This window comes from Streptomyces sp. NPDC004284 (genome assembly GCF_042874035.1).
In the GTDB taxonomy this organism is placed as follows: Bacteria; Actinomycetota; Actinomycetes; order Streptomycetales; family Streptomycetaceae; genus Streptomyces.
The window spans coordinates 44,346-69,057 of record NZ_JBIAMJ010000011.1 but is presented as its reverse complement, the minus strand read 5'-3'; the positions used below and the strand labels follow the sequence as shown (position 1 = coordinate 69,057).

24 protein-coding genes and 1 pseudogene are annotated in these 24,712 nt (G+C 71.5%); 15 read left to right on the top strand and 10 right to left on the bottom strand.

What is annotated here, in order from left to right; translation table 11 throughout:
- The first annotated feature begins 5 nt into the window (after positions 1–5).
- The 5 genes from ACFYUS_RS25985 to ACFYUS_RS25965 are packed head-to-tail and all read left to right on the top strand — an operon-like array spanning position 6 to position 7,353.
- The gene (locus tag ACFYUS_RS25985; protein ID WP_388856670.1) at positions 6–989 is read left to right on the top strand and encodes a carbohydrate kinase family protein; all 984 of its coding nucleotides are present in this window, start codon (positions 6–8) and stop codon (positions 987–989) included.
- Positions 986–4,441, top strand: a complete 3,456-nt coding sequence (gene metH / locus ACFYUS_RS25980; protein WP_388856667.1) for a methionine synthase — start codon at positions 986–988, stop codon at positions 4,439–4,441. Before ACFYUS_RS25985 ends, metH begins: the two co-directional genes overlap by 4 nt.
- On the top strand, positions 4,438–5,301 hold the full coding sequence (metF, locus tag ACFYUS_RS25975; protein WP_388856664.1) for a methylenetetrahydrofolate reductase [NAD(P)H]: 864 nt from the start codon (positions 4,438–4,440) through the stop codon (positions 5,299–5,301). The genes metH and metF overlap by 4 nt, the downstream gene beginning before the upstream one ends.
- Positions 5,294–6,688 carry an adenosylhomocysteinase gene (gene ahcY / locus ACFYUS_RS25970; RefSeq protein ID WP_388856661.1) on the top strand — a complete coding sequence of 465 codons (1,395 nt, stop codon included), beginning with the start codon at positions 5,294–5,296 and terminating at the stop codon, positions 6,686–6,688. The genes metF and ahcY overlap by 8 nt, the downstream gene beginning before the upstream one ends.
- Positions 6,689–6,690: 2 nt before the next feature.
- Positions 6,691–7,353: a maleylpyruvate isomerase family mycothiol-dependent enzyme gene (locus ACFYUS_RS25965; protein ID WP_388857162.1), complete on the top strand. Its 663-nt coding sequence runs from the start codon at positions 6,691–6,693 to the stop codon at positions 7,351–7,353.
- Positions 7,354–7,581: 228 nt separating this feature from the next.
- On the opposite strand, the gene ACFYUS_RS25960 is transcribed toward ACFYUS_RS25965, so the two are convergent.
- Positions 7,582–8,313, bottom strand: coding sequence for a helix-turn-helix domain-containing protein (locus ACFYUS_RS25960; RefSeq protein ID WP_388856658.1), 732 nt, complete (start codon positions 8,311–8,313; stop codon positions 7,582–7,584).
- Positions 8,314–8,566: 253 nt separating this feature from the next.
- On the opposite strand from ACFYUS_RS25960, the gene ACFYUS_RS25955 reads away from it, so the two are divergent.
- Positions 8,567–9,232 carry a DUF4097 family beta strand repeat-containing protein gene (locus ACFYUS_RS25955; RefSeq protein WP_388856655.1) on the top strand — a complete coding sequence of 222 codons (666 nt, stop codon included), beginning with the start codon at positions 8,567–8,569 and terminating at the stop codon, positions 9,230–9,232.
- Between the two features lie 301 nt (positions 9,233–9,533).
- Here the strand turns inward: ACFYUS_RS25955 and ACFYUS_RS25950 are convergent, their stop codons facing one another.
- Positions 9,534–9,947, bottom strand: a complete 414-nt coding sequence (locus tag ACFYUS_RS25950; protein WP_388856652.1) for a hypothetical protein — start codon at positions 9,945–9,947, stop codon at positions 9,534–9,536.
- A 1,626-nt stretch (positions 9,948–11,573) separates the two neighbouring features.
- Between ACFYUS_RS25950 and ACFYUS_RS25945 the strand changes: the two are divergent.
- Positions 11,574–11,822: pseudogene (locus ACFYUS_RS25945) on the top strand (IS5/IS1182 family transposase); the annotation flags it as partial.
- Here the strand turns inward: ACFYUS_RS25945 and ACFYUS_RS25940 are convergent.
- The 3 genes from ACFYUS_RS25940 to ACFYUS_RS25930 all read right to left on the bottom strand — a co-directional run bounded on the left by ACFYUS_RS25940 (position 11,785) and on the right by ACFYUS_RS25930 (position 13,362).
- Positions 11,785–12,072 carry a pyridoxamine 5'-phosphate oxidase family protein gene (locus tag ACFYUS_RS25940; protein ID WP_388857159.1) on the bottom strand — a complete coding sequence of 96 codons (288 nt, stop codon included), beginning with the start codon at positions 12,070–12,072 and terminating at the stop codon, positions 11,785–11,787. The pseudogene ACFYUS_RS25945 and the gene ACFYUS_RS25940 sit on opposite strands and share 38 nt — an antisense overlap.
- A 162-nt stretch (positions 12,073–12,234) precedes the next feature.
- Positions 12,235–12,774 (bottom strand): hypothetical protein, encoded by a 540-nt coding sequence (locus ACFYUS_RS25935; protein WP_388856650.1) that lies wholly within the window; start codon positions 12,772–12,774, stop codon positions 12,235–12,237.
- A gap of 147 nt (positions 12,775–12,921) precedes the next feature.
- Positions 12,922–13,362 (bottom strand): hypothetical protein, encoded by a 441-nt coding sequence (locus ACFYUS_RS25930; RefSeq protein ID WP_388856647.1) that lies wholly within the window; start codon positions 13,360–13,362, stop codon positions 12,922–12,924.
- Between the two features lie 295 nt (positions 13,363–13,657).
- Here ACFYUS_RS25930 and ACFYUS_RS25925 point away from each other — a divergent pair, with 295 nt between their 5' ends.
- The 5 genes from ACFYUS_RS25925 to ACFYUS_RS25905 all read left to right on the top strand — a co-directional run bounded on the left by ACFYUS_RS25925 (position 13,658) and on the right by ACFYUS_RS25905 (position 18,007).
- Positions 13,658–15,460, top strand: coding sequence for an FG-GAP repeat domain-containing protein (locus ACFYUS_RS25925; protein WP_388856644.1), 1,803 nt, complete (start codon positions 13,658–13,660; stop codon positions 15,458–15,460).
- 105 nt (positions 15,461–15,565) lie between these two features.
- A complete protein-coding gene (locus ACFYUS_RS25920; protein WP_388856641.1) occupies positions 15,566–16,588 on the top strand; it encodes an LD-carboxypeptidase in 1,023 nt (340 codons plus the stop codon).
- A 149-nt stretch (positions 16,589–16,737) separates the two neighbouring features.
- Entirely contained in the window at positions 16,738–17,022 is a 285-nt protein-coding gene (locus ACFYUS_RS25915; RefSeq protein ID WP_388856639.1) for a hypothetical protein, read from the top strand.
- A 44-nt stretch (positions 17,023–17,066) separates the two neighbouring features.
- Complete coding sequence (locus ACFYUS_RS25910; RefSeq protein WP_388856637.1) at positions 17,067–17,378, top strand: DUF2087 domain-containing protein; 312 nt, start codon at positions 17,067–17,069, stop codon at positions 17,376–17,378.
- Entirely contained in the window at positions 17,378–18,007 is a 630-nt protein-coding gene (locus ACFYUS_RS25905) for a LysE/ArgO family amino acid transporter (protein ID WP_388856635.1), read from the top strand. The genes ACFYUS_RS25910 and ACFYUS_RS25905 overlap by 1 nt, the downstream gene beginning before the upstream one ends.
- Positions 18,008–18,038: 31 nt before the next feature.
- Here the strand turns inward: ACFYUS_RS25905 and ACFYUS_RS25900 are convergent, their stop codons facing one another.
- Both ACFYUS_RS25900 and ACFYUS_RS25895 read right to left on the bottom strand, forming a co-directional pair.
- Entirely contained in the window at positions 18,039–18,446 is a 408-nt protein-coding gene (locus tag ACFYUS_RS25900) for a PIN domain nuclease (RefSeq protein ID WP_388856632.1), read from the bottom strand.
- Positions 18,443–18,661 carry a type II toxin-antitoxin system VapB family antitoxin gene (locus ACFYUS_RS25895; RefSeq protein ID WP_267259036.1) on the bottom strand — a complete coding sequence of 73 codons (219 nt, stop codon included), beginning with the start codon at positions 18,659–18,661 and terminating at the stop codon, positions 18,443–18,445. The genes ACFYUS_RS25900 and ACFYUS_RS25895 overlap by 4 nt, the downstream gene beginning before the upstream one ends.
- 248 nt (positions 18,662–18,909) lie before the next feature.
- Here ACFYUS_RS25895 and ACFYUS_RS25890 point away from each other — a divergent pair, with 248 nt between their 5' ends.
- Positions 18,910–20,196, top strand: a complete 1,287-nt coding sequence (locus ACFYUS_RS25890) for an amino acid permease (RefSeq protein WP_388856629.1) — start codon at positions 18,910–18,912, stop codon at positions 20,194–20,196.
- Here the strand turns inward: ACFYUS_RS25890 and ACFYUS_RS25885 are convergent.
- From ACFYUS_RS25885 to ACFYUS_RS25875, 3 genes are read right to left on the bottom strand one after another with little or no spacing between them, the layout of a single operon-like run.
- Positions 20,150–20,827 carry a TetR/AcrR family transcriptional regulator gene (locus ACFYUS_RS25885; RefSeq protein WP_388856626.1) on the bottom strand — a complete coding sequence of 226 codons (678 nt, stop codon included), beginning with the start codon at positions 20,825–20,827 and terminating at the stop codon, positions 20,150–20,152. The genes ACFYUS_RS25890 and ACFYUS_RS25885 overlap by 47 nt on opposite strands.
- Positions 20,828–20,870: 43 nt before the next feature.
- Positions 20,871–22,115 carry an MFS transporter gene (locus ACFYUS_RS25880; RefSeq protein ID WP_388856623.1) on the bottom strand — a complete coding sequence of 415 codons (1,245 nt, stop codon included), beginning with the start codon at positions 22,113–22,115 and terminating at the stop codon, positions 20,871–20,873.
- Positions 22,112–23,026 (bottom strand): pirin family protein, encoded by a 915-nt coding sequence (locus ACFYUS_RS25875; protein ID WP_388856620.1) that lies wholly within the window; start codon positions 23,024–23,026, stop codon positions 22,112–22,114. The genes ACFYUS_RS25880 and ACFYUS_RS25875 overlap by 4 nt, the downstream gene beginning before the upstream one ends.
- A gap of 143 nt (positions 23,027–23,169) precedes the next feature.
- Between ACFYUS_RS25875 and ACFYUS_RS25870 the strand changes: the two genes are divergently transcribed.
- Both ACFYUS_RS25870 and ACFYUS_RS25865 read left to right on the top strand, forming a co-directional pair.
- Entirely contained in the window at positions 23,170–23,748 is a 579-nt protein-coding gene (locus tag ACFYUS_RS25870) for an NADPH-dependent FMN reductase (RefSeq protein WP_388856617.1), read from the top strand.
- Positions 23,745–24,668: an MBL fold metallo-hydrolase gene (locus tag ACFYUS_RS25865; RefSeq protein ID WP_388856614.1), complete on the top strand. Its 924-nt coding sequence runs from the start codon at positions 23,745–23,747 to the stop codon at positions 24,666–24,668. The genes ACFYUS_RS25870 and ACFYUS_RS25865 overlap by 4 nt, the downstream gene beginning before the upstream one ends.
- Positions 24,669–24,712: the final 44 nt, after the last annotated feature.

The following is a 24,712-nucleotide window of genomic DNA, read 5'->3' as shown; positions in this document are numbered from 1 at the left end:
GGGAGATGCGCATCGCTGTCACGGGATCCATCGCGACCGACCATCTGATGACCTTCCCCGGCTGGTTCAGCGAGCAGCTGCTCGCCGACCGGCTCGACCGGGTCTCCCTGTCGTTCCTCGCCGACAACCTGGAGGTCAGGCGCGGCGGAGTGGCAGCGAACATCGCCTTCGGACTCGGCGTCCTCGGCCTGCGGCCCGTCCTCGTGGGCGCGGTCGGCGCCGACTTCGAGCCGTACCGGGTCTGGCTCAAGGACCACGGCGTGGACACCGACTCCGTGCACGTCTCCGCGGAACGGCACACCGCCCGCTTCGTCTGTACCACCGACCGGGCCCAGAACCAGATCGCCACCTTCTACGCGGGGGCGATGGCCGAGGCGCGCGAGATCGACCTCCGCGAGGTCGCCGCGCGCACCGGCCGCCTGGAACTGGTCCTGGTCTCCCCGGACGACCCCGAGGCCATGCTCCGGCACACCCGCACCTGCCGTGACCTGGGGATCCCCTTCGCCGCCGATCCGTCGCAGCAGCTGGCGCGGCTCGACGGGGGAGAGGTGCGGGAGCTGGTAGACGGGGCCCGGTTCCTGTTCACCAACGAGTACGAGACCGCCCTCCTCCTGGAGAGGACCGGCTGGCCGGAGGCGGAGGTCCTCCGCCGCGTCGGCACCTGGGTCACCACCCACGGCGAGGCCGGCGTCCGCATCCACGGCGAGGACCGGGCCACGCTCGCCGTGCCCGCGGTGGAGGCCGCCGGGGTCGTCGACCCGACCGGCGTCGGCGACGCCTTCCGGGCCGGATTCCTCGCGGCGACCCTGTGGGGCGTGCCGGAGCGGTGCGCGGCGCAGCTGGGCTGCGCGGTCGCGGCGACCGTCCTCGACTACGTGGGGACGCAGGAGTACCGGCTGCACCGGGACTCCCTCCTGGACCGGATCAGGACGACGTACGGGGTGGGCTGCACGGCCACCCTCGTCACCCACCTGAGGGGGCTGACATGAGGCGTTCCCTACGGGACGAGTTCGCGACGCGGGTGGTGGTGGCCGACGGCGCGATGGGCACCATGCTCCAGGCCGCCGACCCGTCGATGGACGACTTCACCGGCCTCGAAGGCTGCAACGAGATCCTCAACCTCACCCGCCCCGACATCGTCGCCTCCGTCCACGACGCCTACTTCTCGGTCGGCGTCGACTGCGTCGAGACCAACACCTTCGGGGCGAACCTCGCCGCGCTCGCCGAGTACGGCATCGAGGACCGGGTGTACGAGCTGTCCGAGGCCGGCGCCCGGATCGCCCGCGCCTCCGCCGACGCCCACACGGCCCTCGACGGCCGCCCCCGCTGGGTCCTCGGCTCCATGGGACCCGGTACGAAACTGCCGACCCTGGGCCACGTCACGTACGAGCCCCTCCGTGAGGCCTTCCGGCAGAACGCCGAGGGCCTCATCCGGGGCGGCGCCGACGCCCTGCTCATCGAGACCTCGCAGGACCTCCTCCAGACGAAGGCGGCCGTCATCGGCGCCCGCCGGGCCCTGGACTGGGTCGGCGTGGACCTCCCGGTCATCGTGCAGGTCACGGTGGAGACCACCGGCACCATGCTGCTCGGCTCCGAGATCGGCGCCGCGCTCACCGCCCTGGAGCCGCTCGGCATCGACATGATCGGCCTCAACTGCGCCACCGGCCCGGCGGAGATGACCGAGCACCTCCGCCATCTGTCGAGGCACGCCCGCGTCCCGATCTCCGTCATGCCCAACGCGGGCCTTCCGGTCCTGACCTCGGAGGGCGCCCACTACCCCCTCTCCCCCTCCGAACTGGCCGACGCGCACGAACAGTTCGTACGCGATTACGGCCCCTCTCTGGTGGGAGGCTGCTGCGGTACGACCCCGGAGCACCTGCGGGAGATCGTGGAGCGGGTGCGGGGCGCCGCCGTACTCGACCGGCACCCGGCGCCGGAACCGGGCGCGTCCTCCCTCTACAGCCACGTCCCCTTCCGGCAGGACACCGCGTACCTGGCGATCGGCGAGCGGACCAACGCCAACGGCTCGAAGAAGTTCCGCGAGGCCATGCTCGAAGGCCGCTGGGACGACTGCGTGGAGATGGCCCGCGACCAGATCCGCGAGGGCGCGCACATGCTCGACCTGTGCGTGGACTACGTGGGCCGCGACGGCGTCGCCGACATGGAGGAGCTCGCCGGCCGTTTCGCGACCGCCTCCACCCTGCCGATCGTCCTCGACTCCACCGAGGTGGACGTCCTGCGGGCCGGCCTGGAGAAGCTCGGCGGCCGGGCCGTCATCAACTCGGTCAACTACGAGGACGGCGACGGACCCGAATCACGGTTCGCGCAGGTCACAGCGCTCGCGAAGGAGCACGGCGCGGCGCTGATGGCGCTGACCATCGACGAGGAGGGGCAGGCCCGGACGGCCGGGCACAAGGTCGCGATCGCCGAGCGGCTCATCGCCGACCTGACGGGAAAGTGGGGCATCCACGAGTCGGACATCCTCATCGACGCCCTGACCTTCACGATCTGCACGGGGCAGGAGGAGTCGCGGAAGGACGGCATCGCCACGATCGAGGCGATCCGCGAGCTGAAGCGCCGCCACCCGGACGTCCAGACGACGCTGGGCCTGTCCAACATCTCCTTCGGCCTCAACCCGGCCGCCCGCATCGTCCTCAACTCGGTCTTCCTCGACGAGTGCGTCAAGGCGGGCCTGGACTCGGCGATCGTCCACGCCTCGAAGATCCTCCCGATCGCCCGCCTGGAGCCGGAGCAGGTCGAGGTGGCACTCGACCTGATCTACGACCGGCGCCGGGAGGGCTACGACCCGCTCCAGCGGCTGCTTGAGCTCTTCGAGGGGGCGACGGCGAAGTCCCTGAAGGCGGGGAAGGCGGAGGAGCTCCTCGCCCTGCCGCTGGAGGAGCGCCTCAAGCGCCGGATCGTCGACGGCGAGAAGAACGGCCTGGAGCCGGATCTCGACGAGGCCCTGGAGACCCGCCCGGCCCTCGACATCGTCAACGAGACCCTCCTCGACGGCATGAAGACGGTCGGCGAGCTGTTCGGCTCCGGTCAGATGCAGCTGCCGTTCGTGCTCCAGTCCGCCGAGGTCATGAAGGCGGCCGTCGCCCACCTCGAACCGCACATGGAGAAGTCCGACGCCGAGGGCAAGGGCACGATCGTCCTCGCCACCGTCCGCGGCGACGTCCACGACATCGGCAAGAACCTCGTCGACATCATCCTCTCCAACAACGGCTACAACGTCGTCAACATCGGCATCAAGCAGCCGGTCTCCGCGATCCTGGAGGCCGCCGAGGAGCACGTGGCCGACGTCATCGGCATGTCGGGCCTCCTGGTGAAGTCCACCGTGATCATGAAGGAGAACCTGGAGGAGCTGAACGGCCGCGGACTCGCGTCTCGCTTTCCCGTGATCCTGGGTGGCGCCGCCCTGACCAGGGCGTACGTCGAGCAGGACCTCCACGAGCTGTACGAGGGCGAGGTCCGCTACGCCCGCGACGCCTTCGAGGGCCTGCGCCTCATGGACGCGCTGATGGGAGTGAAGCGGGGCGTCCCCGGAGCCGTACTGCCGGAACTGAAGAAGCGGCGGGTGGCCCGGCGGCCGGTGGTGCTTCCGGAGGTACGGGAGCCGGAGCGGGCCGGCCGCTCCGACGTCGCCGCCGACAACCCCGTACCCGAGCCCCCCTTCCTCGGGACGAAGGTCGTCACCGGCATCCCGCTCGCCGACTACGCCCCCTGGCTCGACGAGACCGCCCTCTTCAAGGGCCAGTGGGGCCTCAAGGACGCCGGGACCGTCGAGGCGGAAGGCCGGCCGCGCCTGCGGGCGCTGCTCGACCGGATCGAACGCGAGGGCCTGGTCGAAGCGGCCGTCGTCTACGGCTGGTTCCCCTGTGTGTCCAAGGGCGACGACCTGATCGTCCTGGACGAGGACGGAGGCGAGCGGACCCGCTTCTCCTTCCCCCGCCAGCAGCGGGGCCGCCGCCTCTGCCTGGCCGACTTCCACCGCGCCGAGGACTCCGGCGAGGTCGACGCGGTCGCCCTCCAGGTCGTCACCGTCGGATCGAGGATCGGGGAGGAGACGGCCCGGCTCTTCGCCGCCGACTCCTACCGCGACTACCTCGAACTCCACGGCTTGTCGGTGCAGTTGGCGGAGGCGCTGGCCGAGTACTGGCACGCGCGGGTGCGGGAGGAGTGGGGAATCTCCGGGGGTGACCCGTCCGGCATGGAGGGCATGTTCCGCACCGAGTACCAGGGCTGCCGCTACTCCCTCGGCTATCCGGCCTGCCCCGACCTGGAGGACCGCGCGAAGATCGCCGCGCTGCTGCGGCCGGAGCGGATCGGGGTCGAGCTGTCGGAGGAGTACCAACTGCACCCCGAGCAGTCGACGGACGCGATCGTCGTCCACCACCCGGAGGCGAGCTACTTCAACGCGGGAGGAAGACGTTGACCCCCACCTTCTCCTTCGAGTTCTTCCCGCCGAAGACCGACAAGGGCGAGCAGACCCTCTGGGACGCGATCCGCCGCGTCGAGGCACTCGGGCCGGACTTCGTGTCGGTCACGTACGGCGCGGGCGGCTCGTCCCGCGACCGGACCATCGACGTCACGAAGCGGATCGTGACGGAGACGACGCTGCGGCCGGTCGCGCACCTGACGGCCGTCGGGCACTCGGTCGCCGAGCTGCGGGCCATCATCGGCGCGTACGCGGACGCCGGCGTACGGGACGTGCTCGTGCTGCGCGGCGACCCGCCGGGCGATCCGCGCGGCGCGTGGACCCCGCACCCGCAGGGCTTCACGTACGCGTACGAACTCGTCGAACTGGTCCGCTCCCTGGGCGAGTTCCGGATCGGCGTGGCGGCGTTCCCGGAAGGGCATCCGAGGTCCTTCGACTCCGCGACCGACCTCGCGCACTTCGTCGCCAAGTGCCGTGCGGGCGCCGACTACGCCATCACGCAGATGTTCTTCGACCCCGAGGACTACCTGCGGCTGCGGGACCGCGTCGCCGCCGCCGGCTGCGACACCCCGATCATCCCGGAGATCATGCCGGCCACCGACGTGCGCCAGATCCGGCGCTTCGCCGAGCTGTCGGACGCCGCCTTCCCCGAGGACCTCGCGCACCGCCTGGAGGCGGCGAAGGACGACCCGGCGGCCTCCTACCGCATCGGGGTCGAGCACGCCACGCAGATGGGCCTGCGGCTGCTCGACGAAGGCGCGCCGGGCCTGCACTACATCACGCTCAACAAGTCGACGGCGGCCCTGGAAATCCACCGAACCATCCTGAGTGCAAGGAGAGTTGCAGCGCATGTCTGATTTCACCGACTTCAAGGTCGCCGACATCTCGCTGGCCGCGTTCGGCCGCAAGGAGATCACCCTCGCCGAGCACGAGATGCCGGGCCTGATGGCGATCCGCCGCGAGTACGCGGAGGCGCAGCCGCTGGCGGGAGCCCGTATCACCGGCTCGCTGCACATGACGGTGCAGACGGCCGTCCTCATCGAGACCCTCGTGGCGCTCGGCGCCGAGGTCCGCTGGGTGTCCTGCAACATCTACTCGACCCAGGACCACGCGGCCGCCGCGATCGCCGCCGCCGGGATCCCGGTCTTCGCCTGGAAGGGCGAGACCCTGGAGGAGTACTGGTGGTGCACCGAGCAGGCCCTGACCTGGCCGGGCGCCGACGGCCCCAACATGATCCTGGACGACGGCGGCGACGCGACCCTCCTCGTCCACAAGGGTGTGGAGCACCAGAAGACGGGCTCTCTGCCGGAGGCCTCCAACGAGGAGCTGGCGGTCGTCCGCGCCCTCCTGGAGAAGACCGCCCTGGACTGGTCGGCGATCGCCGCCGGCATCCGGGGCGTGACGGAGGAGACCACGACGGGCGTCCACCGCCTGTACGAGATGCACCGCGAGGGCGAGCTCCTCTTCCCGGCGATCAACGTGAACGACGCCGTGACGAAGTCGAAGTTCGACAACAAGTACGGCTGCCGCCACTCGCTCGTCGACGGCATCAACCGGGCGACGGACGTGCTGATCGGCGGGAAGACGGCCGTGATCTGCGGCTACGGTGACGTCGGCAAGGGTTCGGCGGAGTCCCTCCGCGGCCAGGGCGCCCGCGTCATCGTCACGGAGATCGACCCGATCTGCGCCCTCCAGGCGGCGATGGACGGCTACCAGGTCGCCACCCTGGAGGACGTCGTGGAGACGGCCGACATCTTCATCACCACGACGGGCAACAAGGACATCATCATGGCGTCCGACATCGCCCGCATGAAGCACCAGGCGATCGTCGGCAACATCGGCCACTTCGACAACGAGATCGACATGGCGGGTCTCGCGCGGATCCCCGGGATCGTGAAGGACGAGGTCAAGCCGCAGGTCCACACCTGGACGTTCCCCGACGGCAAGGTCGTCATCGTCCTGTCCGAGGGCCGGCTCCTGAACCTCGGCAACGCGACCGGCCACCCCTCCTTCGTGATGTCGAACTCCTTCGCGGACCAGACGCTGGCGCAGATCGAACTGTTCACGAAGACGGAGGAGTACCCGGTGGGCGTGTACACGCTCCCCAAGCACCTGGACGAGAAGGTCGCCCGCCTCCACCTCGACGCGCTCGGCGTCCGCCTGACGACGCTCCGCCCCGAGCAGGCGTCGTACATCGGGGTCCCGGTGGAGGGCCCGTACAAGCCCGACCACTACCGCTACTGATGATGTGTACCGAACGTGACCCCTGGCTCCCCGACCGTCTCCTCCGCACGGAACGGGACCTGCTGATGCCCCTCCTCCGGCGCACCCCGGAGGAGGCCTACGAGCTCCGCACCGCCTGCCCCGGCTGGACCGCCCGGCAGGTCCTCGCCCACTGCGGGGCGGCGCTCGTCCGGATCGTCGAGGACCGCCTGGAGGAAGGCGTCTTCCTCCCGGAGGCCAACGCCTGCGACGTCGCCGAACGCGAGGACTGGCCCGTCGCCCGCATCCTCGACGAACTCGAACGCGGCCTGACCGAGGCCGGCCCCGTCATCGCCTCCCGCGAGGACGGCCGCCTCGACGCCGTCGCCCTCGGCGAATGGGTCCACGCCGGCGACGTCCGCGAAGCCCTCGGGGAACCGGGCGCCTACTGCGGCGCCGCCCTGGACCTCGCCCTCCCGCTCCTGTCGGTGACCAGCCGCCGCCGCGAGACCCCCCGCCTCGTCGGCGTCCTGGAAGGCCGGGAGGACCACCCGGTGGCCCTCGGCAACGAGATCGAGGGCCGCCCGGAGGCGCGCTTCCACGGCGACGCGGCGACCCTGATCCGGATCTATTCGGGCCGCCCGCTGGTCAGGACGCGTTACGAGCTGACGGGCGCGACGGAGCACGAACTGCTCATCTACCGCTGACCGTCACGGGCGCCGCGCGAGCCGGCGTGGCGCCCGTGACGGGTCGGTGTGGTGCCCCTGTAGCGGGGCGATGTGGCGCCCGTGACGGGTCGGTGTGGTGCCCCTGTAGCGGGGCGATGTGGCGCCCGTGACGGGTCGGTGTGGTGCCCCTGTAGCGGGGCGATGTGGCGCCCGTGACGGGTCGGTGTGGTGCCCCCGTAGCGGGTCGGTGCGGGCGCCCGTGACTGGTCAGTCGGTACCGCCCGCAGCCGGCGGCTTCGTGTGCAGGATCGCCCGGGCCTGCTCGGCGGCCTTCGCCGTGCTCTCCGACACGAAGTCGAGGAAGCGCGCCACGTTCTCCAGGCGATTCCCGGCCGGGGTGGCGGAGCCGAGGACGGTGACGCCCTCCCGCGCCGTCTCGACGATCTGCGCGATCGACCGGGCGGAGGCCGTCATCGCCTGGTACCAGACGTCGTCGTCGACGGTGTACCGCTCGCGGCGGCGCTCGTCGCGTTCCCGCCGGATGAGCCCCTGCCCGTCGAGGAACGCGACCGCCTTGGAGACGGACGCCGGGCTGACCTGGAGCCGGGCGGCGAGTTCGGACGCGGTGAGGCTGCCCGTGTCGGCGAGGGTGAGGCTGGCCATGACGCGGGCCATCATCTTGGGCATGCCCGAGCCCATCATCACGGTCGTCAGCGTCTCCTCGAACGCGGCGACGGCCTCGGCGTCACGCCCATGGGCCTGCGGGGCGACGGAAGTTCCGCGTGGCGCGGCCGGCTTGCGGCGGTGGGCTCGGTGCTCGGTGGCACGGTGCGCGAGGTCGGCACGGTAGGCGGTGGGGCCGCCGTTGCGCATGACCTCGCGCGTGATGGTGGAGGTCGGCCGGTCGAGGCGCCGTGCGATCTCCGCGTACGCGAGACCGTCGGCCAGCCCCAGCGCGATCTGCTGACGTTCCGGCTGGGTGAGTCTGCCTCCGGGCATCGCGGTCTCCTTCGTGGGCCGTGGGCGCGTGATGCGGCGAGCATAGCGTTCACTCACATTCCATTGCAACGAACGGCGTCGCAGTCGTTGCGTTACACCCAGGACCATTGCAATGAAATCCTTCAACTGACCTGCAATAACGCCAATCTCGCGCAACATGCTTGTTGCCCGATCGTCGAACGCAACGTAGCTTTTCCTTCATCGGAAACGGCGGGACGAACCCTCGCCCCGCTCCATGAGAAGGAGAAGCATCATGCAGAACTTCGCCACCCCCGCCGCCGTCGTCGCCACCCTCTCCGTCCCCGCCGGCCGCATCCGCCTCATCGCCGCCGACCGCGCCGACACCACCGTCGAGGTCCTCCCCGCCGACCCCTCCAAGAGCCGCGACGTGAAGACGGCCGAGCGCACCGAAGTCACCTACGCCGACGGCGTCCTGCGGATCGAGGTCCCGAAGGCGAAGGACGGCGTCTTCGGCGGCACCGGCTCCATCGAGGTGACCGTCCACCTGCCCTCCGGCTCCCGCGTCGAGGGGCATGCGGCCGCCGCCGAACTCCGTGCCACCGGCCGCTTCGGCGACTTCGCCTTCGAAGGCGCCTACCGCGAGATCAAGATCGACGAGGCCGCGAACCTCCGCCTCACCGCCACCGACGGCGACATCGACGTCGCCCGCGTCACCGGCCCCGCCGAGATCACCACCGCCCGGGGCGACATCCGCATCGCCGAGGCCCTCGGCGGCACGGTCACCCTGACCACCCAGATGGGCGACATCTCGATCGCCGCCGCCGCCGGCGTCTCGGCCTCCCTGGAGGCCGGTACGGCCTACGGCCGCATCAACAACTCCCTCAAGAACGACGGCAGTTCTGCACTGAACATCCGTGCCACCACGGCGTACGGCGACATCGCCGCCCGCAGCATCTGAGGCCCGCGCCTCTTCCGAAGGCCCGTCGCCGCCGCCCAACCGGGCGGTCGGCGACGGGCCTTCGTGCGGTGGGCGACGAGGGCGGCGACGAGGGCGGTGGCGGTGGCGGTGGCGGTGACGGTGTCGAGAGGGCCGTACGGCCGACTCGGCGGGCCGTCCCACGGTCCGTCCCCCGTGCCCGTGCCTCCAGCGCGGCGACGACCGCGACTGACGCGGACCGGGGATTGGCAGGAACCTGCACGTCGTACTGGACTCCGCCCTACTTGAGGACAAGGGGGGGCAGACGCCTGGGTGAACGCGCCTACGGGGCGGCTTGCGGTACGCACTCGGCGCAGTGCGTCTCGTCGCCGACGGGCCGGAACAGCATGGGCTGGGTGTGGTCTCCGGCGCATTCGCGGGTGCCTTGGAGGCGTGGTGAGAGCTGGTGCGTGTGTGCGGGTGCGGGCTGGGGCGGCAAGGGTCGGGCTGGTACGTGGCGCAGGAGGTAGCGGATGAGTCCGCCGGGTCGGTGTACGGGGGTGCTGGTGCCGGGGAGGCTGCGCAGGATGTGTTCGTGGACGGTGGTGGGGGTGTGGCCGGCGTCGAGCCAGCGGGTGGCGAGGCGGGCGAGTTCGTCGCGCATGCCGGGTGGGATGTGGCGGAGGGCGGGGGAGAGGACCGGGAGGGTGCCGATGAGGGCGCGGCCTTCTTCGAGCCGGGGTGGCTCCTTTTCCACAGGCGCCGGGGGAAGGTGGGAGGTGTCTTCGCCAGGGTCTTTCTTTGGATGACGGTCGGTGGGCGGGGGTGTCGGTTGACCGGCGGCCGGTTTCCGGGGACTCGGTACGACCTGCGGGGATGCTGCGGGTACGGGTGCGGGTTCTCGTGCGAGGAGTTTGGCGGCTTGGGCAGCGGTCAACGGGGTGCTGGAGAGGAGCTGTTGGGTGCACCAGCGGCCGCCGGGGCCCTGGACCCGTCGCTCGTGTACGAAGCCTTCTTCCTTGAGCTGTCGCTTGGCGCGTGTGAAGGCGCATGCTCCGATCCGGGCACGTTCAGCTGTGCGGGAGAGTGATTCGCGGGCGCCGTGGGGGAGGGAGAGCTGCCAGGTCAGGAGCCGTACGGCGTCGGAGGAGAGGCGGGGGTGCCGGATGATCTCGTGCGAGAACTGGGTGAAGCCGCGCGAGGGCGCGTTAAAGTGCCGATAGATCACGGCGTGGAGGTCCGATCCACTAGTGGTTGAGGCCCTCGCCGATGGCTGCGAACCATCGACGAGGGCCGTTTTGCGTGAACGTAACGCACCGAACGCACCCAAACGGGCGCGGTGAACGAAGATCGCTCGTGTGGGTGACCTTCTGGTCTGGCGAGGCGCCAACACCGCGAGCACAAGCATGGGTTGGTCGGGGTGCCCCGGCTCCGTGGGCTTCTGGTGCGGCCGCCCTCTTTCCGAGTGTGGCGTCCTCCACCACCGCCTCAAGGGCGCTCCTTCGTCGCGTCGGCTGCGCCGATTCCGCTTCGCTCCACCCTTGACCCGGCGGCGGAGGCCGCCTTTTCACACTCGGAGGGCGGCCCGGGGGACGGGTCCACGCGGGGGCGCCGGGGGCGCGTCCCGCCGTGGGCGGGTGACGGGCCCGGGGGTGGTGGCGAGGCCGGGCATCGGCTGTGCGGGTGTCGGCTGTGCGGGTCGGTGGGTGGGGGCTGGGTCAGTGGCGGGGGTGGGTGGGTTCGGTTCGCTGGGTGGGGTCGCGCGGTCGTTGCATGGGGCGGCCCGGCCGGGCTTAGCGGATGGCGGCCGTCGGATGGCTGGGACTCAGGCCCCGCTGGTCGCTCCCGGTGGGTGGTGGGTGCGAATAACTCCGCGCTACCGTCAGTAACACCCCCGGATCGGGGCCCCAGAAGGGGCATATCGCCCAACCGGCCTGAGTTACTGCAGGAAACCACCCGCCGGGAATGACCAGCGGGGCCTGAGCCCCAGCCGACCGACAGTGGTCAGCCGCTGAGCGCTGCCGGGCCGCCCCATACAACGACCGCGCACCCCGAGCCGACGGAAACGGCCCCACCCGCCCCCGCCGCGAACCCAGCCCCCACCCACCGGCCCGTCAGGCGCGTATCGGCCCCGGATGCTGCCCGGGGCTGGGCGGGGACCCCGGCCCCCGGACCGCCCTCCGAGAGGTCTTTCGTGCCTGGAGCCGCCGGGTCAAGGGTGGAGCGAAGCGGAATCGGCGCAGCCGACGCGACGGAGGAGCGCCCTTGAGGCGGTGGTGGAAGGTGCGACTCTCGGAGAGAGGGCGGTCCCACCCGAGACCCGCGAAGCAGGCCCACCCCGAGGGGCAAGGTGACGGCACCTCCGGCGAGCCCGTCAGCATGCCGCCGGTGCCAGGAAAGGGGGCGCCAGGCCGGGCCGAAGGGCCAGTGGGTCAACCGCAAACGGTGCGGCAGCAAGGGCGGCCGGACCACCGGCTTCGACAGTGGGATCTGTAAGCGCCGCAACGAGGTCGAGTGCACGATCGACCGGCTCAAGAACGCCCGGGCCGTCGCCACCCGCTACGGCAAGAGGGTCTACGTCTTCCGCGGTGCCGTCACGGTCGCGGCGATCCGCTCATGGCTCGGCCCATGACTCGCCGGACGGTATCTAGGCGGTCTTGGTGGCGTTGCCGAGGATCTTGGTCGGGGTGATGCGGACGGCCGACGCGTGGGTCGCGGAGTATGTTCCGTTCCTTGCGCCGGCCCTGTTCGGTGGAGATCAGCAGCTCGCCGCCGTCACGGCTCACCCAGACCACCGAACTCTGCGGGCTGCCCTCAGGGTTGAGGGTGGACAGGACGGCCGGGTGCGGTGCGTCAAGCAGGCTGCGTGCGGTGTCGTTCATCTCAATGGGCATGCCGGGGAGGGTGATCGGGCTCTCTGGTGCGGCGCACCGGAATGCATTCCCGTCGTGCCGGATCGCTCAGGTACGGCCGTCGGGCCACCCCGCCCGCGCCCGGATCGGTGACCCGCGCGCGAGGCGGTCACGTGGTCCGCCGGGCACTGCCTAGGGCTGATCGCCGATGTCGAGGGCGTGTTCTTTGAGGAACGCGCCCGCGTGGGCCGCTGCTTCTTCGGCGGTCGCGTACGGCGCCCCGTCGTCGGCCGTGCCGGATGCTCCATCAGCGCCTCGGCCGGTCCAGCCCCAACCGCCGGAAGGCGACTGCGCCAGCTCGGCGGTCCCCCCGAACAGCGCAAGCGTGCTTTTGCCCGCTGTCCCGGATGCTGGACGGCTGACGGCATCGGGCCATTTCTTGCGGGCGCCCTGCCGGGTGATGCCCCAGACGGCTCCCAACTGCTCATAACTCGCGCCGTAGGAACCGGCGGTCGCTGCCGCCTGCTCCGTGAGCCGCTTGACCTCGCCGTCCATCACCTTCCACGCGGCCAGGACGGACAGCGCCACTTCGACGGGACTCGCGTTCCACATGCGGTCGGCGGACAACCCGGTCTCCCGGGAGCGGATGGCCGAGGCCAGGGGGTTCAAGGCGTCGTACAGGGCCTTGTCGAGCTCCGTCTGCTCTTCGGGGGTGATCTCAGAGGCCGTCATGCGACAACCGTAGTTTACGGAGCCGTCTTTGTAAACTAAAGTTTCCGGACTGTGTCGCTTGTCGCCGCAGCGGAGGGGCGGGCCCTGGGCGAGTCGTCCCGGCCCGCCCCCGCAGGGGGCCTTCGGCCGGGACCACCCGCCGGGTTGTCACTGGCCGATCAGGTAGCCGTTGATCGTGTAGTTCTCGGACGCGGGGACCTCGTAGTTCACGGAGTTCAGGTACGCCGTCGCCCCGTTGCCCGAACTGAGGGAGCACGAGTTCTTGTAGTCGTACTCGACGGGCACGGATATGGTGCAGACCCAGTGGTACGTGCCCGCCGCGAGGTAGATGCTCCGCGAGGCGTAGCCGTGGATCGAGCCGGTGGAGTCGCGCGTGGCCGACACCTGCCAGGTGTAGGTGTTCGCTGCCAGGTAGATGTCGCGGGAGACGCTGGCCGGGTCGTTGTACACGCTGGGGAACTTTCCGAGCCATACGGTCCGGCTCACTGAGGCCGTTCCCGCGTGGGCCGGGGCGACGGCGAGAAAAGACACCGCGATGCCGGAGGCGAGAACGCCTGCGATGCGTGCGGCCGTGGTCCGCTTGGACATTTGCCCTCCCTGTGGATGGAGCACTGAAGAGACCGGCGGTGATGATCACCGCCAGGCGGCTGGCCATGCTAGGGGGTGACCCGTAAATGATCTAGGTGGTGTCCGGTGGGGCGCGTGACTGCCTCGCGCTCGGGTCACCGGTCTGGGCGCGGGTGGCTCGACGCACCGCACCCGGCCGTCTTGTCCGCGCCCTCGGTCCGCGGTCGGCTTGGGGGTGTCCGTACAACCTGGCGCACTGCTCGTGAGTCTGACCGGGCGCGGTACCGTCCGTGCCTGATCTTTCGTGGGGGATCCCTTGCAGTTCCGCACCGCCGGCTCCACCCGTCTCGCCGCCTGTGTCGCGGCCGTCCTGGCGCTGACCATCGGCGCGGGCGCGCTCGGTGCGCCTGCGTCGGCGGCTTCCACCGCCGACGCGTCCGCTGTTCCCTTCCCTTCGCTCCTGCCCGGGACCAGGCTGCTCAGCGCGGGGGCGCAGGGCTACGTTCTGTTCGTCCCCACCGGGAGCGCGGACTTCCACACGTACCGATGGGTCCCCTACGCGGGCGGCCCGTCCCGCGATGTCAACACCGGCCCCTTCACCTGGGGTGCAAGACGCGAGGTCTCCGGGGAGATGCTGGCAGAGTCGGGGGAAGGCTACGACGGCACGGGCCTCGACATGGTGACCGGCGAGAGCTTCCGCACCGAGCAGTTGCCCGGCGTGGTGGACGCCCTCTACATGGGTGTTGCCGGTTCGGCCATCGCCCTGGGGGGGTCCCAGCAGGGCCCCATCTGGCTGGACACGAAGGACGCCGCGCCCCGTGAGATCCGGGGGCTGCCCGAGGGGGTCACCTACCTGAAGGTGCGTCCGGCCAGTGCCACGGTCGGCCTGCTCGATTTCCGCACCGCCGGGGGCGAGCAGCGGGTGGGCCTCGTCGACCTGGCCACCGCCACCGTCTCGGAGACGTACCCGAGGGTGGAGGCGGTGTCGGCGACGCGGGTCGCGTGGACCGAGCCGGCGACCGCGACCGCCGGGCGCCATGTGGTGGTCCGTGAGCGGGCCACCGGCAAGGACGTCGCCGTCCCGGCGGCGGGCACGGGCGCCCTCGGCGTCGGACTGCTCGGCGACTGGCTCCTGTTCGGGGGCCAGGCCCGGCACCTGGGGGACGGGACGACGGTCACCCTCTTCGACCGGGTCGACGCGCTGTCCACCGCCACCGACGGCACGGCCGCCGTCGTCCTGGGCACCCGGGGCGGAAACACCGGCATCCACCGTGTCACGCTCGGCGGTGACGGCAGGCCCGTGGTGACGTTCGTGGCCCGGAGCACCACCCCGGGCGGCCTCGCCCACGACATCGACGCGGACGGCTACCCCGACCTTCTGGGCCGGGACGCCACGGGGACGCTGTGGCGGGACAGCGCCGCGGACGGGCGCTCCCGGGCCTCGGCCGGCACTGGCTGGAAGGGCTACGACAAGATCGAGGTCGTCGGCGACGCCGTCGTCAAGGGCGGCGAAGACAACTACGCGGCGGACGTCGTCGCGCGGGACGCGGCCGGTGTCCTGTGGCTGCACCAGGGCAACGGCAAGGGCGGCTTCTACCCCCGCACGCGGATCGGCGGCGGCTGGCAGGCCTACAACAAGATCGCCGGCGGCAGCGACCTCACCGGCGACGGCCGCGCCGACCTCGTCGCCATCGACAAAGCCGGCGGGCTCTACCTCTACGAGACCAAGGCCCATCCGTACTCCGGCCTCTACGAGCCCCGCAAGAAGATCGGCACCGGCTGGGGCGTCTACCACCAGCTCACGGCCGTCGGCGACGTCGGCGGCGCCACGGGCGGCGACCTCGTCGCCCGCGACAAGGACGGCCGTCTCTGGCTCTACCTCGGCAAGGGCGACGGCACCTACGCCGCCCGCAAGCTCATCGGGGGCGGCTGGCAGGTCTACGACCAGATCACCGGGGCCGGGGACGTGAACCACGACGGCAAGGCCGACCTCCTCGCCCACGACCCGGTCGCCAAGCGCGTCTACCTCTACACCGGCACCGGCGACTGGCGCAGGCCCTTCGCCAAGAGGACCCTCACGGACCTCCACTCGGGGTCCACGTACAACCACATCGCCTGATCGCCCCGGACGGGGACGTTCCGGCGTTCGGCTCGCGTGGATCGTGTCGGGCTTCCGGTCGGTAAACGTGTCGTGCGGTGAAGCGGGTGTCGGGATACTGCGGTGGTGACCGGTTCCGTACTGCCGCAACTGCTTCGGCCTCGTGCTCTGAGGCCCGGGGATCTCGTCGTCATCGCGTCGCTGTCCGGTCCGCTCCATGCCGTCTACGAGCGGGACCTCGAACAGGCGGTGGTGGTGCTGGAGCGGATGGGATTCCGTGTGCGCCGGGCGCCGTTGCTCGAAGCGGGGCGGCACCGTTGGTGGAGCGCGGCCGCGCCGGCGGAGATCGCCGGGGAGTTCAACGCGCTGCTGCGTGATCCGGAAGTGCGCGCGATCATCGCGCATGACGGTGGTCAGACGGTACTCGGGTACCTCGACCTGATCGACGTCGAGGCGATCGTGGCCGATCCCAAGCCGATCCTCGGGTACAGCGACATCTCGCTGCTGCATCTGGTGCTCTATGCGCGTACGGGGCTGGTCGGGTTCCATGCCGACATGGCCACGCCTGGACTCGGGGGGCACTGGCAGGCCGCTCCCACGCCGCGCCAGGCGGAACTCGCGGCGCTCTACGCGAAGTTGCTGACCGGTACCGAGGCGATCGGTGTGCTCCCGGCCGCCTCGTCCTGGGAGTGCTGGCGTCCCGGTCGTGCGGAAGGCCGGCTGATCGGTGGGGTGATCAATCGGATCGTGTTGGCGCAGGCGACGCGTTTTGCGCTGCCGCTCGAATGGTTCGACGGTGCGGTGCTGTTCTGGGAGGAGATGGGGGGACACGTGTCGCATGTGTGGAGCTATCTGCAGGTGCTGAGGCACGGCGGCGTTCTCGATCGGATCTCTGGCATGGTCGTGGGCATTCCGCGGGAGATCGGTGGGCTCGACTCGTCGGACGGGTCCCCGAGCTTGGCCGAGATCGTGCTCGACGTCCTCGGTGACCGTGACATCCCGGTCCTGGGCAATGTCGAGTTCGGGCACGCCGGCCCGAATCTGCCGATGCCGGTCGGCATCCGTGTCGCCCTCGATGCGCGGCGGCGGAGTCTGTCGCTGCTCGAACCGGCGGTACGGCCGCTCGTGGCGACCGGGCCGGCCGGCTGAGCGGCTGTCGGGTCGGTACCGAAGCCTCCGGTGGCGCGGCTCCTCCGCTGCGTTTCGATGTCGCTCGTTCGGGGTCCGTCGCGGTGCGGGGGTGGGGGGTGGCTGGTCTGCTGGTCGGGACTCTCCCCCCGAGGTACAGGAGCAAGGCCATGGAGAAGGGCGTCGTCGTCACCGTCGAGATTCCCGGTGGGACGCAGGAGCAGTACGAGGAGACGACGCGGCTGATCCAGGCCGCGGAGTGGTTTCCGCCGGAGGGGTTCATCGCGCACGCGGCCGGGCCGGACGGGAGCGGGGGGTGGCGGATCACGGACTTCTTCGACTCGGAGGAGAACTTCCTCGCGTTCGTGGAGAAGGCGCGGCCGTTCTTCGAGCAGACCGGGACGCCGCCGGTCATGCCGAGATTCCAGCCGGTCGTGAGCATGATGACGCGCTGAAAATCCTTTGCGGGGTGGGGGAGCGGCGGGCCACGCTCTCGGGCATGACCAGTCATCCCGCCGTCCGCCCCGTCGCGGACCTGTTCTCCGCCGACGGGCGCCTCAAGGCGATCCCGCGCAAGCCCGCCCGCCGGGAGGCGCTCCTCGCGCACCTCGCCGAGACGCTGTTCGAGGCCGATCGGACGTATCGGGAGCGCGAGGTGAACGAGGCGCTGCTCGGCGTGCACGAGGACTTCTCGGCGTTGCGCCGGTATCTGGTGATCGGCGGGTTCCTGACGCGTACGAAGGACGGGGCGGACTACCGCCGACAGCAGCAGCCCGGCGGTCCCGGAGGCGCGATCCCCGCCGTCGCGTGATGGGCGGCGCGGCGGTGGCCGGCCTGTTGGCCGGGTACGGCATCGCGATTCCGGTCGGCGCGGTCGGGGCCTATCTGGTGGCCGTCACGGCTCGTGCCGGCTGGCGCACGGGCGCCGGTGCGGCCCTCGGCGTGGCCACGGCCGACGGGGTGTACGCCCTGCTCGCCGTGGCGGGGGGTTCCGCGCTCGTTCCCGTACTGGCCCCGGTGATGACCCCGCTGCGGTGGGTCTCGGCGGTCGTGCTCGTGGTGCTCGGCGTGCGGGCCGGATGGGGGGCGTTCGCCGCGTACCGGAAGGGCGGGCTCGTCTCGCGGGACGACGGGGGCGATCTCGCTCCTGGGCGCGCGTACCTCACGTTCCTGGGGATCACGATCCTCAACCCCATGACGGTGATCTACTTCGCCGCCCTCGTCCTGGCCACGGGGCCCTCCGCTCCGGCCACTCCCGTCGACCGCACCGCCTTCGTCGTCGGTGCGCTCGTCGCCTCGGCCAGCTGGCAGTTGTTCCTCGCGCTGGGCGGAACGCTTCTCGGGCGGACCCTGACGAGTGCGCGGGGGAGGCTCGGTACGGCGCTCGTGTCGAGCACGTTGATCGTCGTCCTCGCGGTGAGGCTGGTCGTGGAGGGGTAGGGGTGGGGCGGGGCCGTCCCGCAGGGGGCGTTCAGGCGTCGGGCAGGAGCCGGATCATCTCGATGCCGGGGCGTACCTTGGCGATGGCCGCGAAGTCGTCGTCCACGTGCAGCAGGGTCAGGCGGTGTTGTTCGGCCGTGAGGGCGATCAGGATGTCCATCGGGGACGGCCCGCGGTGATGGCCGATGCCGAGCAGATCCCGCTGTACGGCGATGACCTTGGGCCAGGGGTCTTCCGGTGCCGGTACCCAGGTGAAGGTCTGGCTCAGCATGGTGGTGAACGGCTCGTTGTCGCGGTCGGAGCGCAGTGCCCGCATCAGCTCCGCTTCGACGGGCGGGCAGATGGAGACCTGGCCGTGTGCGACCCGGGTGGGCCAGGGCTCGCCTACCTGTCGGCGCAGGAGCCGCCATACGGCCGACGTGTCGGCGAGGTAGCTCACCGGCCGGACCGCTCCTGCTCTTCCAGGTAGTCGAAGTCGAGGAAGTCCTCGGCGTTCTCCTGGAGCCACCGCAGTGCCCGGGCGCGGTCGTCCGCGCTGATCGATGCCGCTATGGTCAGCGCGCGGTTGATGGTGTCCCGTTTGGTCTTGGTGCCGAGCTGCTGCTGTGCGAAGGCGAGCATGTCGTCGTCGATGTCGACCAGGGTCTTGGACACGAGAGCCTCCGGCAGCAGGTCGTATATCTCGATGCGTGAAGTATATATCACGCCTGCGCTGCGAGACCTGTGTCCTGCTCCCCGTCCCGTCTCCCTCCTCCCGCGTCTCGGGACGTCTCAGCGGCCGGGACCGGCTTGCCGTCCCGTGGAGCCGGGCGTCAGGATCCTGCGCGCTGGATGGCTGAAATTCGGGGGGAAGCGTGGCGGGGCGGGGACTGGGGGCAGGGCTGCGGCAGCGGCACCTGGCCATGATCGCGTTGGGTGGGGCCATCGGGGCCGGGCTGTTCGTGGGGTCCGGGGTCGGGATCGCGGCCGCGGGGCCGGGGATTCTGGTGGCGTACGCGCTGGCCGGGGTGCTGACCGTGCTGGTGATGCGGATGCTCGGGGAGATGTCGGCGGCCCGGCCGGTGACGGGCTCGTTCGCGGAGCACGCGCGGAGGGCGTTCGGGCCGTGGGCCGGGCTGCTGGCCGGGTGGATGTACTGGGCGCTGCTCGTCGTGAGCGTCGCCGCCGAGGCCGTCGCGGCGGCGCACATCGTCGGGGGCTGGCTGCCCGCGGTGCCCGGCTGGGCGTGGGTGGCGGTGTTCATGAGCGTGTTCACCGTGAGCAACCTCGCCGGCGTGCGGAACTTCGGTGAGCTGGAGTTCTGGTTCGCCGGGCTGAAGATCGCCGCGATCGGGGTGTTCCTGCTGCTCGGGGCCGTCGTGCTCGTCGGGCTCATGCCCGGGGTGGCCTCGCCCGGGGACGGGCACCTCCTCCACGACGGGGGTTTCCTGCCGCACGGCTGGCACGGCGTCGCCGTCGGTGTCGTCGCCGCCGTCTTCGCCTTCGGCGGGCTGGAGACCGTGACGATCGCCGCCGCCGAGTGCGAGGACCCGGTCCGCGCCGTGCGGGCGGGCGTCCGGGCCGTGATGTGGCGGGTCGGGGTCTGCTACCTCGGCTCGATGGCCGTCATCGTGACGCTCGTGCCGTGGGACGCCCCGGGCGTCGCCGACGGGCCGTACGCCGCCGTGATGGGCCGGATCGGCGTCCCCGGTGCCGGTGAGCTGATGAAGGCCGTCGTCCTCGTGGCGCTGCTGTCCGCCATGAACGCCAACATCTACGGGTCCTCCCGCATGCTGTACGCCCTCGTCGGGCGCGGCGACGCGCCCCGCGCCCTCGGCAGGCTGGGACGGTCGGGCGTCCCGTACGCCGCCGTCCTCGCCTCCGCCGCGTTCGGGTTCGCCTCGGTCGTGCTCAGCCTGCTCTGGCCCCGTACGGTCTTCCCGTTCCTGCTCAACTCGATCGGCGCCGCGATCCTGCTCGTCTGGGCCCTGATCGCCGCCTCCCACCTGCGGCTGCACGGCCCGTCGGCGCGGGCCGTCGTCGCCCTCGCCGGGATCGGCGGGGTGCTGGTGTTCATGCTCGGCGACGCCGGGAGCCGTACGCAGCTGTTCACCACCGGGGGGTGGGCCGTGGTCCTGCTGGTCCTCGCGTGGGTCCGCAGCGTCAGGAACGCGCGTACCGGGCCAGGAACAGATCCACTCCCGAGCTGATCACCCGCGTCAGCTCCGCGTCGTCGATCTCCGCGTCCGGGGAGAAGGTGCGGACGAGCTGCGGCACGCCCAGCGTGGCCGCCACCAGCTGCTGCACGGCGAGCGCCGGGTCGGGCGCGTCGAGGACGCCGCGCGCGTTCAGCTCGGTGAAGGCCTCGATCAGCGGGCCGTTGTTCATGTCGTAGCTGACCCGGTACCAGAGCTGGCCCAGCTGCGGGAAGCGGTCGATCTCGCCGATGACCAGGCGGCGCAGCGACATGATGTCGGGGCGCAGCAGGATCCGGGCCCAGTCGGTGGTGAGCCGGACGAGCGCGGCCCGCAGGTCGGGGGCGTCGGCGATCGTCGAGTTGGACGGCTCCAGATCGGCGTACGTCTTCGGCAGGACGCCGCCGATGACGGCGAGGAACAGGCGCTCCTTGCTGCCGAAGTGCTTGTAGATCGTCGCCTTCGAGACCCCGGAACCGCGCGTGATCGCGTCCATGGAGGCCGCCGAGTACCCCTCCGCGAGGAACTCCGCGAGCGCCGCGTCGATGATCGCCTGGCGCTTGCGCGAGGCGGCGTCGGCGGGATCCGGGATGATCGGGATGCCGTACTCGTCGATCGCTTCGGCGTGCTGTGCGTCGGCTCCCATGCCCATGGACGGTCCTTCGGTTCTGTGGCGGCGAGAGGTCTCACTATATGAACTGAACGGTTTGGTCTGCAAAGGCCGCCAGGGCGGGACCCGCCGCGACGCCGATCAGGAACGCCAGGTTGAACAGGCCGATCGCCAGACCGTGCCGGGCCGCCGGCAGACCCCCGGTCGCGGCACCCGTCAGCAGCCCCTGACCGCCGGCCGTGACCAGCGCGCTGGCCCCCGAGCCGATCAGGACGGCCACCGGCCACGGCGCGGCCACGGCGAGCACCAGCCCCACGGCCGAACCGAGCGCGAGGGCGGCCTTGAGCCGTACGGGGCCCAGCGCCGGGGCCGCGCGGACCAGCAGCCAGGACAGCAGCGCCCCGGCGAGCGCGGCGACGGACGCGACGGCCCCGGTCTCCACCGCACCCCAGCCGGTGAGCGCGGCGACGCGGCGCGGAGCGGCGTACAGCAGGCCGAAGTTGACGGTCGAGAGCGCCAGCATCAGTCCGGCGGCGGCGAGGAAGCGGCGGTTGCGGAGGATGTCGAGGGGAAGGGCGGGGGCAGGGGCAGGAGCGGGGGTGGATGCGGGGGTACGGGAGGTGCCGGCGGTCTCCGTTCCCTCCGCGCCCGCCATGCGGAGCGCCGGGCGCAGGGACAACAGGCTGAGGAGCGGGAGGACCAGGGCGCCGCGCCAGCCGAGCGCCCCGGCCACCGCCGCCCCCGCGAACAGGCCGATGGTGCCGCCCGCCGCGCTGCCGATCGCGACCAGGCCCGGGATCCGGCCCGAGCGGTCCCGGCCGGCGAGCTGGAAGGCGGCGACGTTCAGCCCCGCCGCGCCGACCGCCTCCAGGGCGCGCCCGGCGACCGCCAGGGGCAGGTTCGGCGCGAGGAGGACGAGGAGCGCGCCGAGGGAGACGAGGACGGCGGCGGCCCTGATGACTCCGGCGGGCCCGTGCCGGCGTCCGGCGGTGGCCGAGAGGAGCGGGGTGCCGACCGCCATGCCGAGCCCGAACGCCGTCATCAGCCATGCCGCGGCCGGCGCGTCGACGGCGAGGGCGCGAGCGGCTTCCGGGAGCGCGAGACTCGGTCCGGAGACGCCCATGGCGGCGGGCGCGGCGAGGGCGGCGAGGAGGAGGCCGGTTCGGGCGGCGGCCCGCTGATGTCCCGCGCCGGGGGCGGCGGGGGTCTGGAGCTTTCTCGCGCGGGGGGCGGCCGGGGTCTGGAGCTTTCCCGCGCCGGGGGCGTCCGGGGCCTGGGGCGTGCTCGCTTCGGACCCGTCAGGACCCGCCTGTACGGCCGTCATACCGGCATCCGGCCCATCAGGCCCTGCCTGTAGTCCCTTTCCGCCTGGCGGAGTTCGGCGGGGGTGTTCATGACGAAGGGGCCGCTGCGGGCGACCGGTTCGCCGATCGGTTCGCCGGTGAGGACGAGGACCTCGGCGGCGGTGTCGGGGGCCTCGACGGAGAAGCGGTCTCCGTCCTGGGCGAGGACCGCGAGGTGGCCGTCGGGGAGGTGCGTGCCGGAGACGGTGGCCTCGCCCTGCATGACGTACACCATCGCGTTGTGCCCGGCAGGGACGGTGAACTCGGCGCGGGTGCCGGGCGCGAGGCGTCCGTGGGCGACGAGGACCGGCGTACGGGTGGCGAAGGGGCCGGTCACGCCGTGGCTGGTGCCGGCGAGGACGGTCAGTTCGGCGCCCTCGGGGGTGAGGGCCACGGGCAGGTCGGAGGACTCGGCGTTCTGGCTCCGCGGCGGGACGTTCTTGAGGCGGGCGGGGAGGTTCAGCCAGATCTGGAGCATGTGCTGCCGGCCGCCCGAGGCGAGGAACTCCGGTGTGGGCAGGGCCTCGTGGACGATGCCGGAGCCGGCGGTGAGCCACTGGACGCCGCCCGCGCGGACGACGGCGTGGTGGCCGCGCGAGTCGGCGTTCGCGATGTCGCCGTCGAGGACGTACTGGATCGTCTCGAAGCCCCGGTGCGGGTGCGGGGGCGCGCCCTTCGCCTCGCCGGGCGCGAGCTCGATCGGACCGACCTGATCGACCATCAGGAAGGGGTCGAAGAACGGGAGTTCCTCGGTGGGGAAGGGGCGGCGCACGGGGAATCCGGCGCCCTCGTAGGTGTGGAAGGGCTGGGCGACGCGGGCGACGGTCCGCTCCGCGGCGAGCGTGGCGAGCGTGGTGGGCGCGGTGGCCGTGGCGAGTGCGGGAGTGGTCATGCCTTCGAATGAACTACACCATTCAGTTCACTGTCAAGACTGAACTGTTTGGTTGACGGACTGAACTGACTGGTTTAGCTTCGTGGTTGTCGAGACCGGCGCCCGCCGGGCCGCCCGACGACACGACGAAACGGGGGATTCCCATGTCCGCTTCCACGGTCCTCGCCATCTCCGGCTCGCTCCGCGCCGCCTCGCACAACACGCAACTGCTGCGCGCCGCCCAGAAGTTCAACCCCGGCGGCCAGGAGATCGAGATCTACGAGGACCTCCGCGAGATCCCGCCGTACGACCTCGACCTCGACACCCCCGAGCTGCGGCCGGCGATCGTCGAGGAGCTGCGCCGCCGGGTCGCGGAGGCGGACGGACTGCTCATCGCCACCCCGGAGTTCAACTACTCCATCCCCGGCGTCCTCAAGAACGCGCTCGACTGGCTGTCCACCGACTGGACCAAGGCCGAGGGCCTCCCGCTGCACCGCAAGCCCATCGCGATCCTCGGCGCCGCGCCCACCAACTTCGGCACCGTCCGCGCGCAGCTCGCCCTCCGCCAGGTCTTCGTCTGGACCGACAGCGACGTCGTCGTCAAGCCCGAGGTCCACGTCTTCCGCTCGTACGAGCGCTTCGACGAGGAGGGCAACCTCACGGACGAGGTCACCATCGAGCTCCTCCAGGGCCTCCTGACCGCCCTCCAGGCCAAGATCGACGCGTCGAAGGCCACGGTGTGACCTCCCTGTCGAGAGCCGTGACCGGCGGCGATCTCGGTGCGGCGCCCGTGACCGCCGACGGCCCCGGTGCGGTGACCGCCACCGCCGACGGCCTCGGTACGGAGTCCGTGACCGCCGACGGCCCCGGTACGGAGGCCGTGACTGCCGACCGTCTCGGTACGGCGTCCGTCACCGCCACCTACCTCGGCACCGCGACCGTCCTCCTCCGCATCGGGGACCTCACCCTCCTCACGGATCCCGCGCTGGATCCGGCGCCCGCCGACTATCCGGGCGCCCGTCCGCTGCACCGCACGGCGGGTCCGGCGCTGACCGCCGCCGAACTCCCGCCCGTCGACCTGGTCCTGCTCTCGCACGACCAGCACGCCGACAACCTGGACGTGACCGGCCGGGAGGTGCTCGCCCGGGCAGGGGCGGTCCTCACCACCCCCGAGGCCGCCGAGCGCCTCGGCGGCCGGGCGGAGGGGCTCGCCTCCTGGGAGAGCCGGACGGTCACCGCCGGGGCCACGACCGTCACGGTCACGGCCACCCCCGCCCGGCACGGCCCGGAGGGCACCGAGCACGTCACGGGGCCCGTCACCGGCTTCGTCGTCGCGTACGAGGGCGGCACGCTGTACGTCTCCGGCGACACCGTCCGGCACGACGCGCTGGCCGAGATCGGCGCCCGCTTCCGTATCGACACCGCCTTCCTCCACCTCGGCGACGCGCACTTCCCGTCCACCGGCGACCGCGCCTTCTCGATGAGCGCCCGGGAAGGCGCGGCCCTGGCCCGCACCCTCGGCGCCCGCACGGTGGTTCCGCTCCACTTCGACTCCTGGGACCACCTGGCCGAGGACCCGGCCCGCATCGCCGAGGACTTCGGGGCCCCGGACCTGGCGGGGCGGCTGCGACGGCTCCGTCCGGGGGTGCCCGAAACCCTCTGATCGGGGTGGCCGAAAACATGCGATGATCTCCCTCAACTGTCGGC

Bases quoted from the DNA above. Each gene is read 5' to 3' on its own strand.
- ACFYUS_RS25985 (WP_388856670.1), top strand. From the start codon at position 6: ATGCGCATCGCTGTCACGGGATCCATCGCGACCGACCATCTGATGACC.
- metH (WP_388856667.1), top strand. From the start codon at position 986: ATGAGGCGTTCCCTACGGGACGAGTTCGCGACGCGGGTGGTGGTGGCC.
- ahcY (WP_388856661.1), top strand. From the start codon at position 5,294: ATGTCTGATTTCACCGACTTCAAGGTCGCCGACATCTCGCTGGCCGCG.
- ACFYUS_RS25965 (WP_388857162.1), top strand. From the start codon at position 6,691: ATGTGTACCGAACGTGACCCCTGGCTCCCCGACCGTCTCCTCCGCACG.
- ACFYUS_RS25960 (WP_388856658.1), bottom strand. From the start codon at position 8,313: ATGCCCGGAGGCAGACTCACCCAGCCGGAACGTCAGCAGATCGCGCTG.
- ACFYUS_RS25955 (WP_388856655.1), top strand. From the start codon at position 8,567: ATGCAGAACTTCGCCACCCCCGCCGCCGTCGTCGCCACCCTCTCCGTC.
- ACFYUS_RS25940 (WP_388857159.1), bottom strand. From the start codon at position 12,072: ATGAACGACACCGCACGCAGCCTGCTTGACGCACCGCACCCGGCCGTC.
- ACFYUS_RS25935 (WP_388856650.1), bottom strand. From the start codon at position 12,774: ATGACGGCCTCTGAGATCACCCCCGAAGAGCAGACGGAGCTCGACAAG.
- ACFYUS_RS25930 (WP_388856647.1), bottom strand. From the start codon at position 13,362: ATGTCCAAGCGGACCACGGCCGCACGCATCGCAGGCGTTCTCGCCTCC.
- ACFYUS_RS25915 (WP_388856639.1), top strand. From the start codon at position 16,738: ATGGAGAAGGGCGTCGTCGTCACCGTCGAGATTCCCGGTGGGACGCAG.
- ACFYUS_RS25910 (WP_388856637.1), top strand. From the start codon at position 17,067: ATGACCAGTCATCCCGCCGTCCGCCCCGTCGCGGACCTGTTCTCCGCC.
- ACFYUS_RS25905 (WP_388856635.1), top strand. From the start codon at position 17,378: ATGGGCGGCGCGGCGGTGGCCGGCCTGTTGGCCGGGTACGGCATCGCG.
- ACFYUS_RS25890 (WP_388856629.1), top strand. From the start codon at position 18,910: ATGATCGCGTTGGGTGGGGCCATCGGGGCCGGGCTGTTCGTGGGGTCC.
- ACFYUS_RS25885 (WP_388856626.1), bottom strand. From the start codon at position 20,827: ATGGGAGCCGACGCACAGCACGCCGAAGCGATCGACGAGTACGGCATC.
- ACFYUS_RS25880 (WP_388856623.1), bottom strand. From the start codon at position 22,115: ATGACGGCCGTACAGGCGGGTCCTGACGGGTCCGAAGCGAGCACGCCC.
- ACFYUS_RS25875 (WP_388856620.1), bottom strand. From the start codon at position 23,026: ATGACCACTCCCGCACTCGCCACGGCCACCGCGCCCACCACGCTCGCC.
- ACFYUS_RS25870 (WP_388856617.1), top strand. From the start codon at position 23,170: ATGTCCGCTTCCACGGTCCTCGCCATCTCCGGCTCGCTCCGCGCCGCC.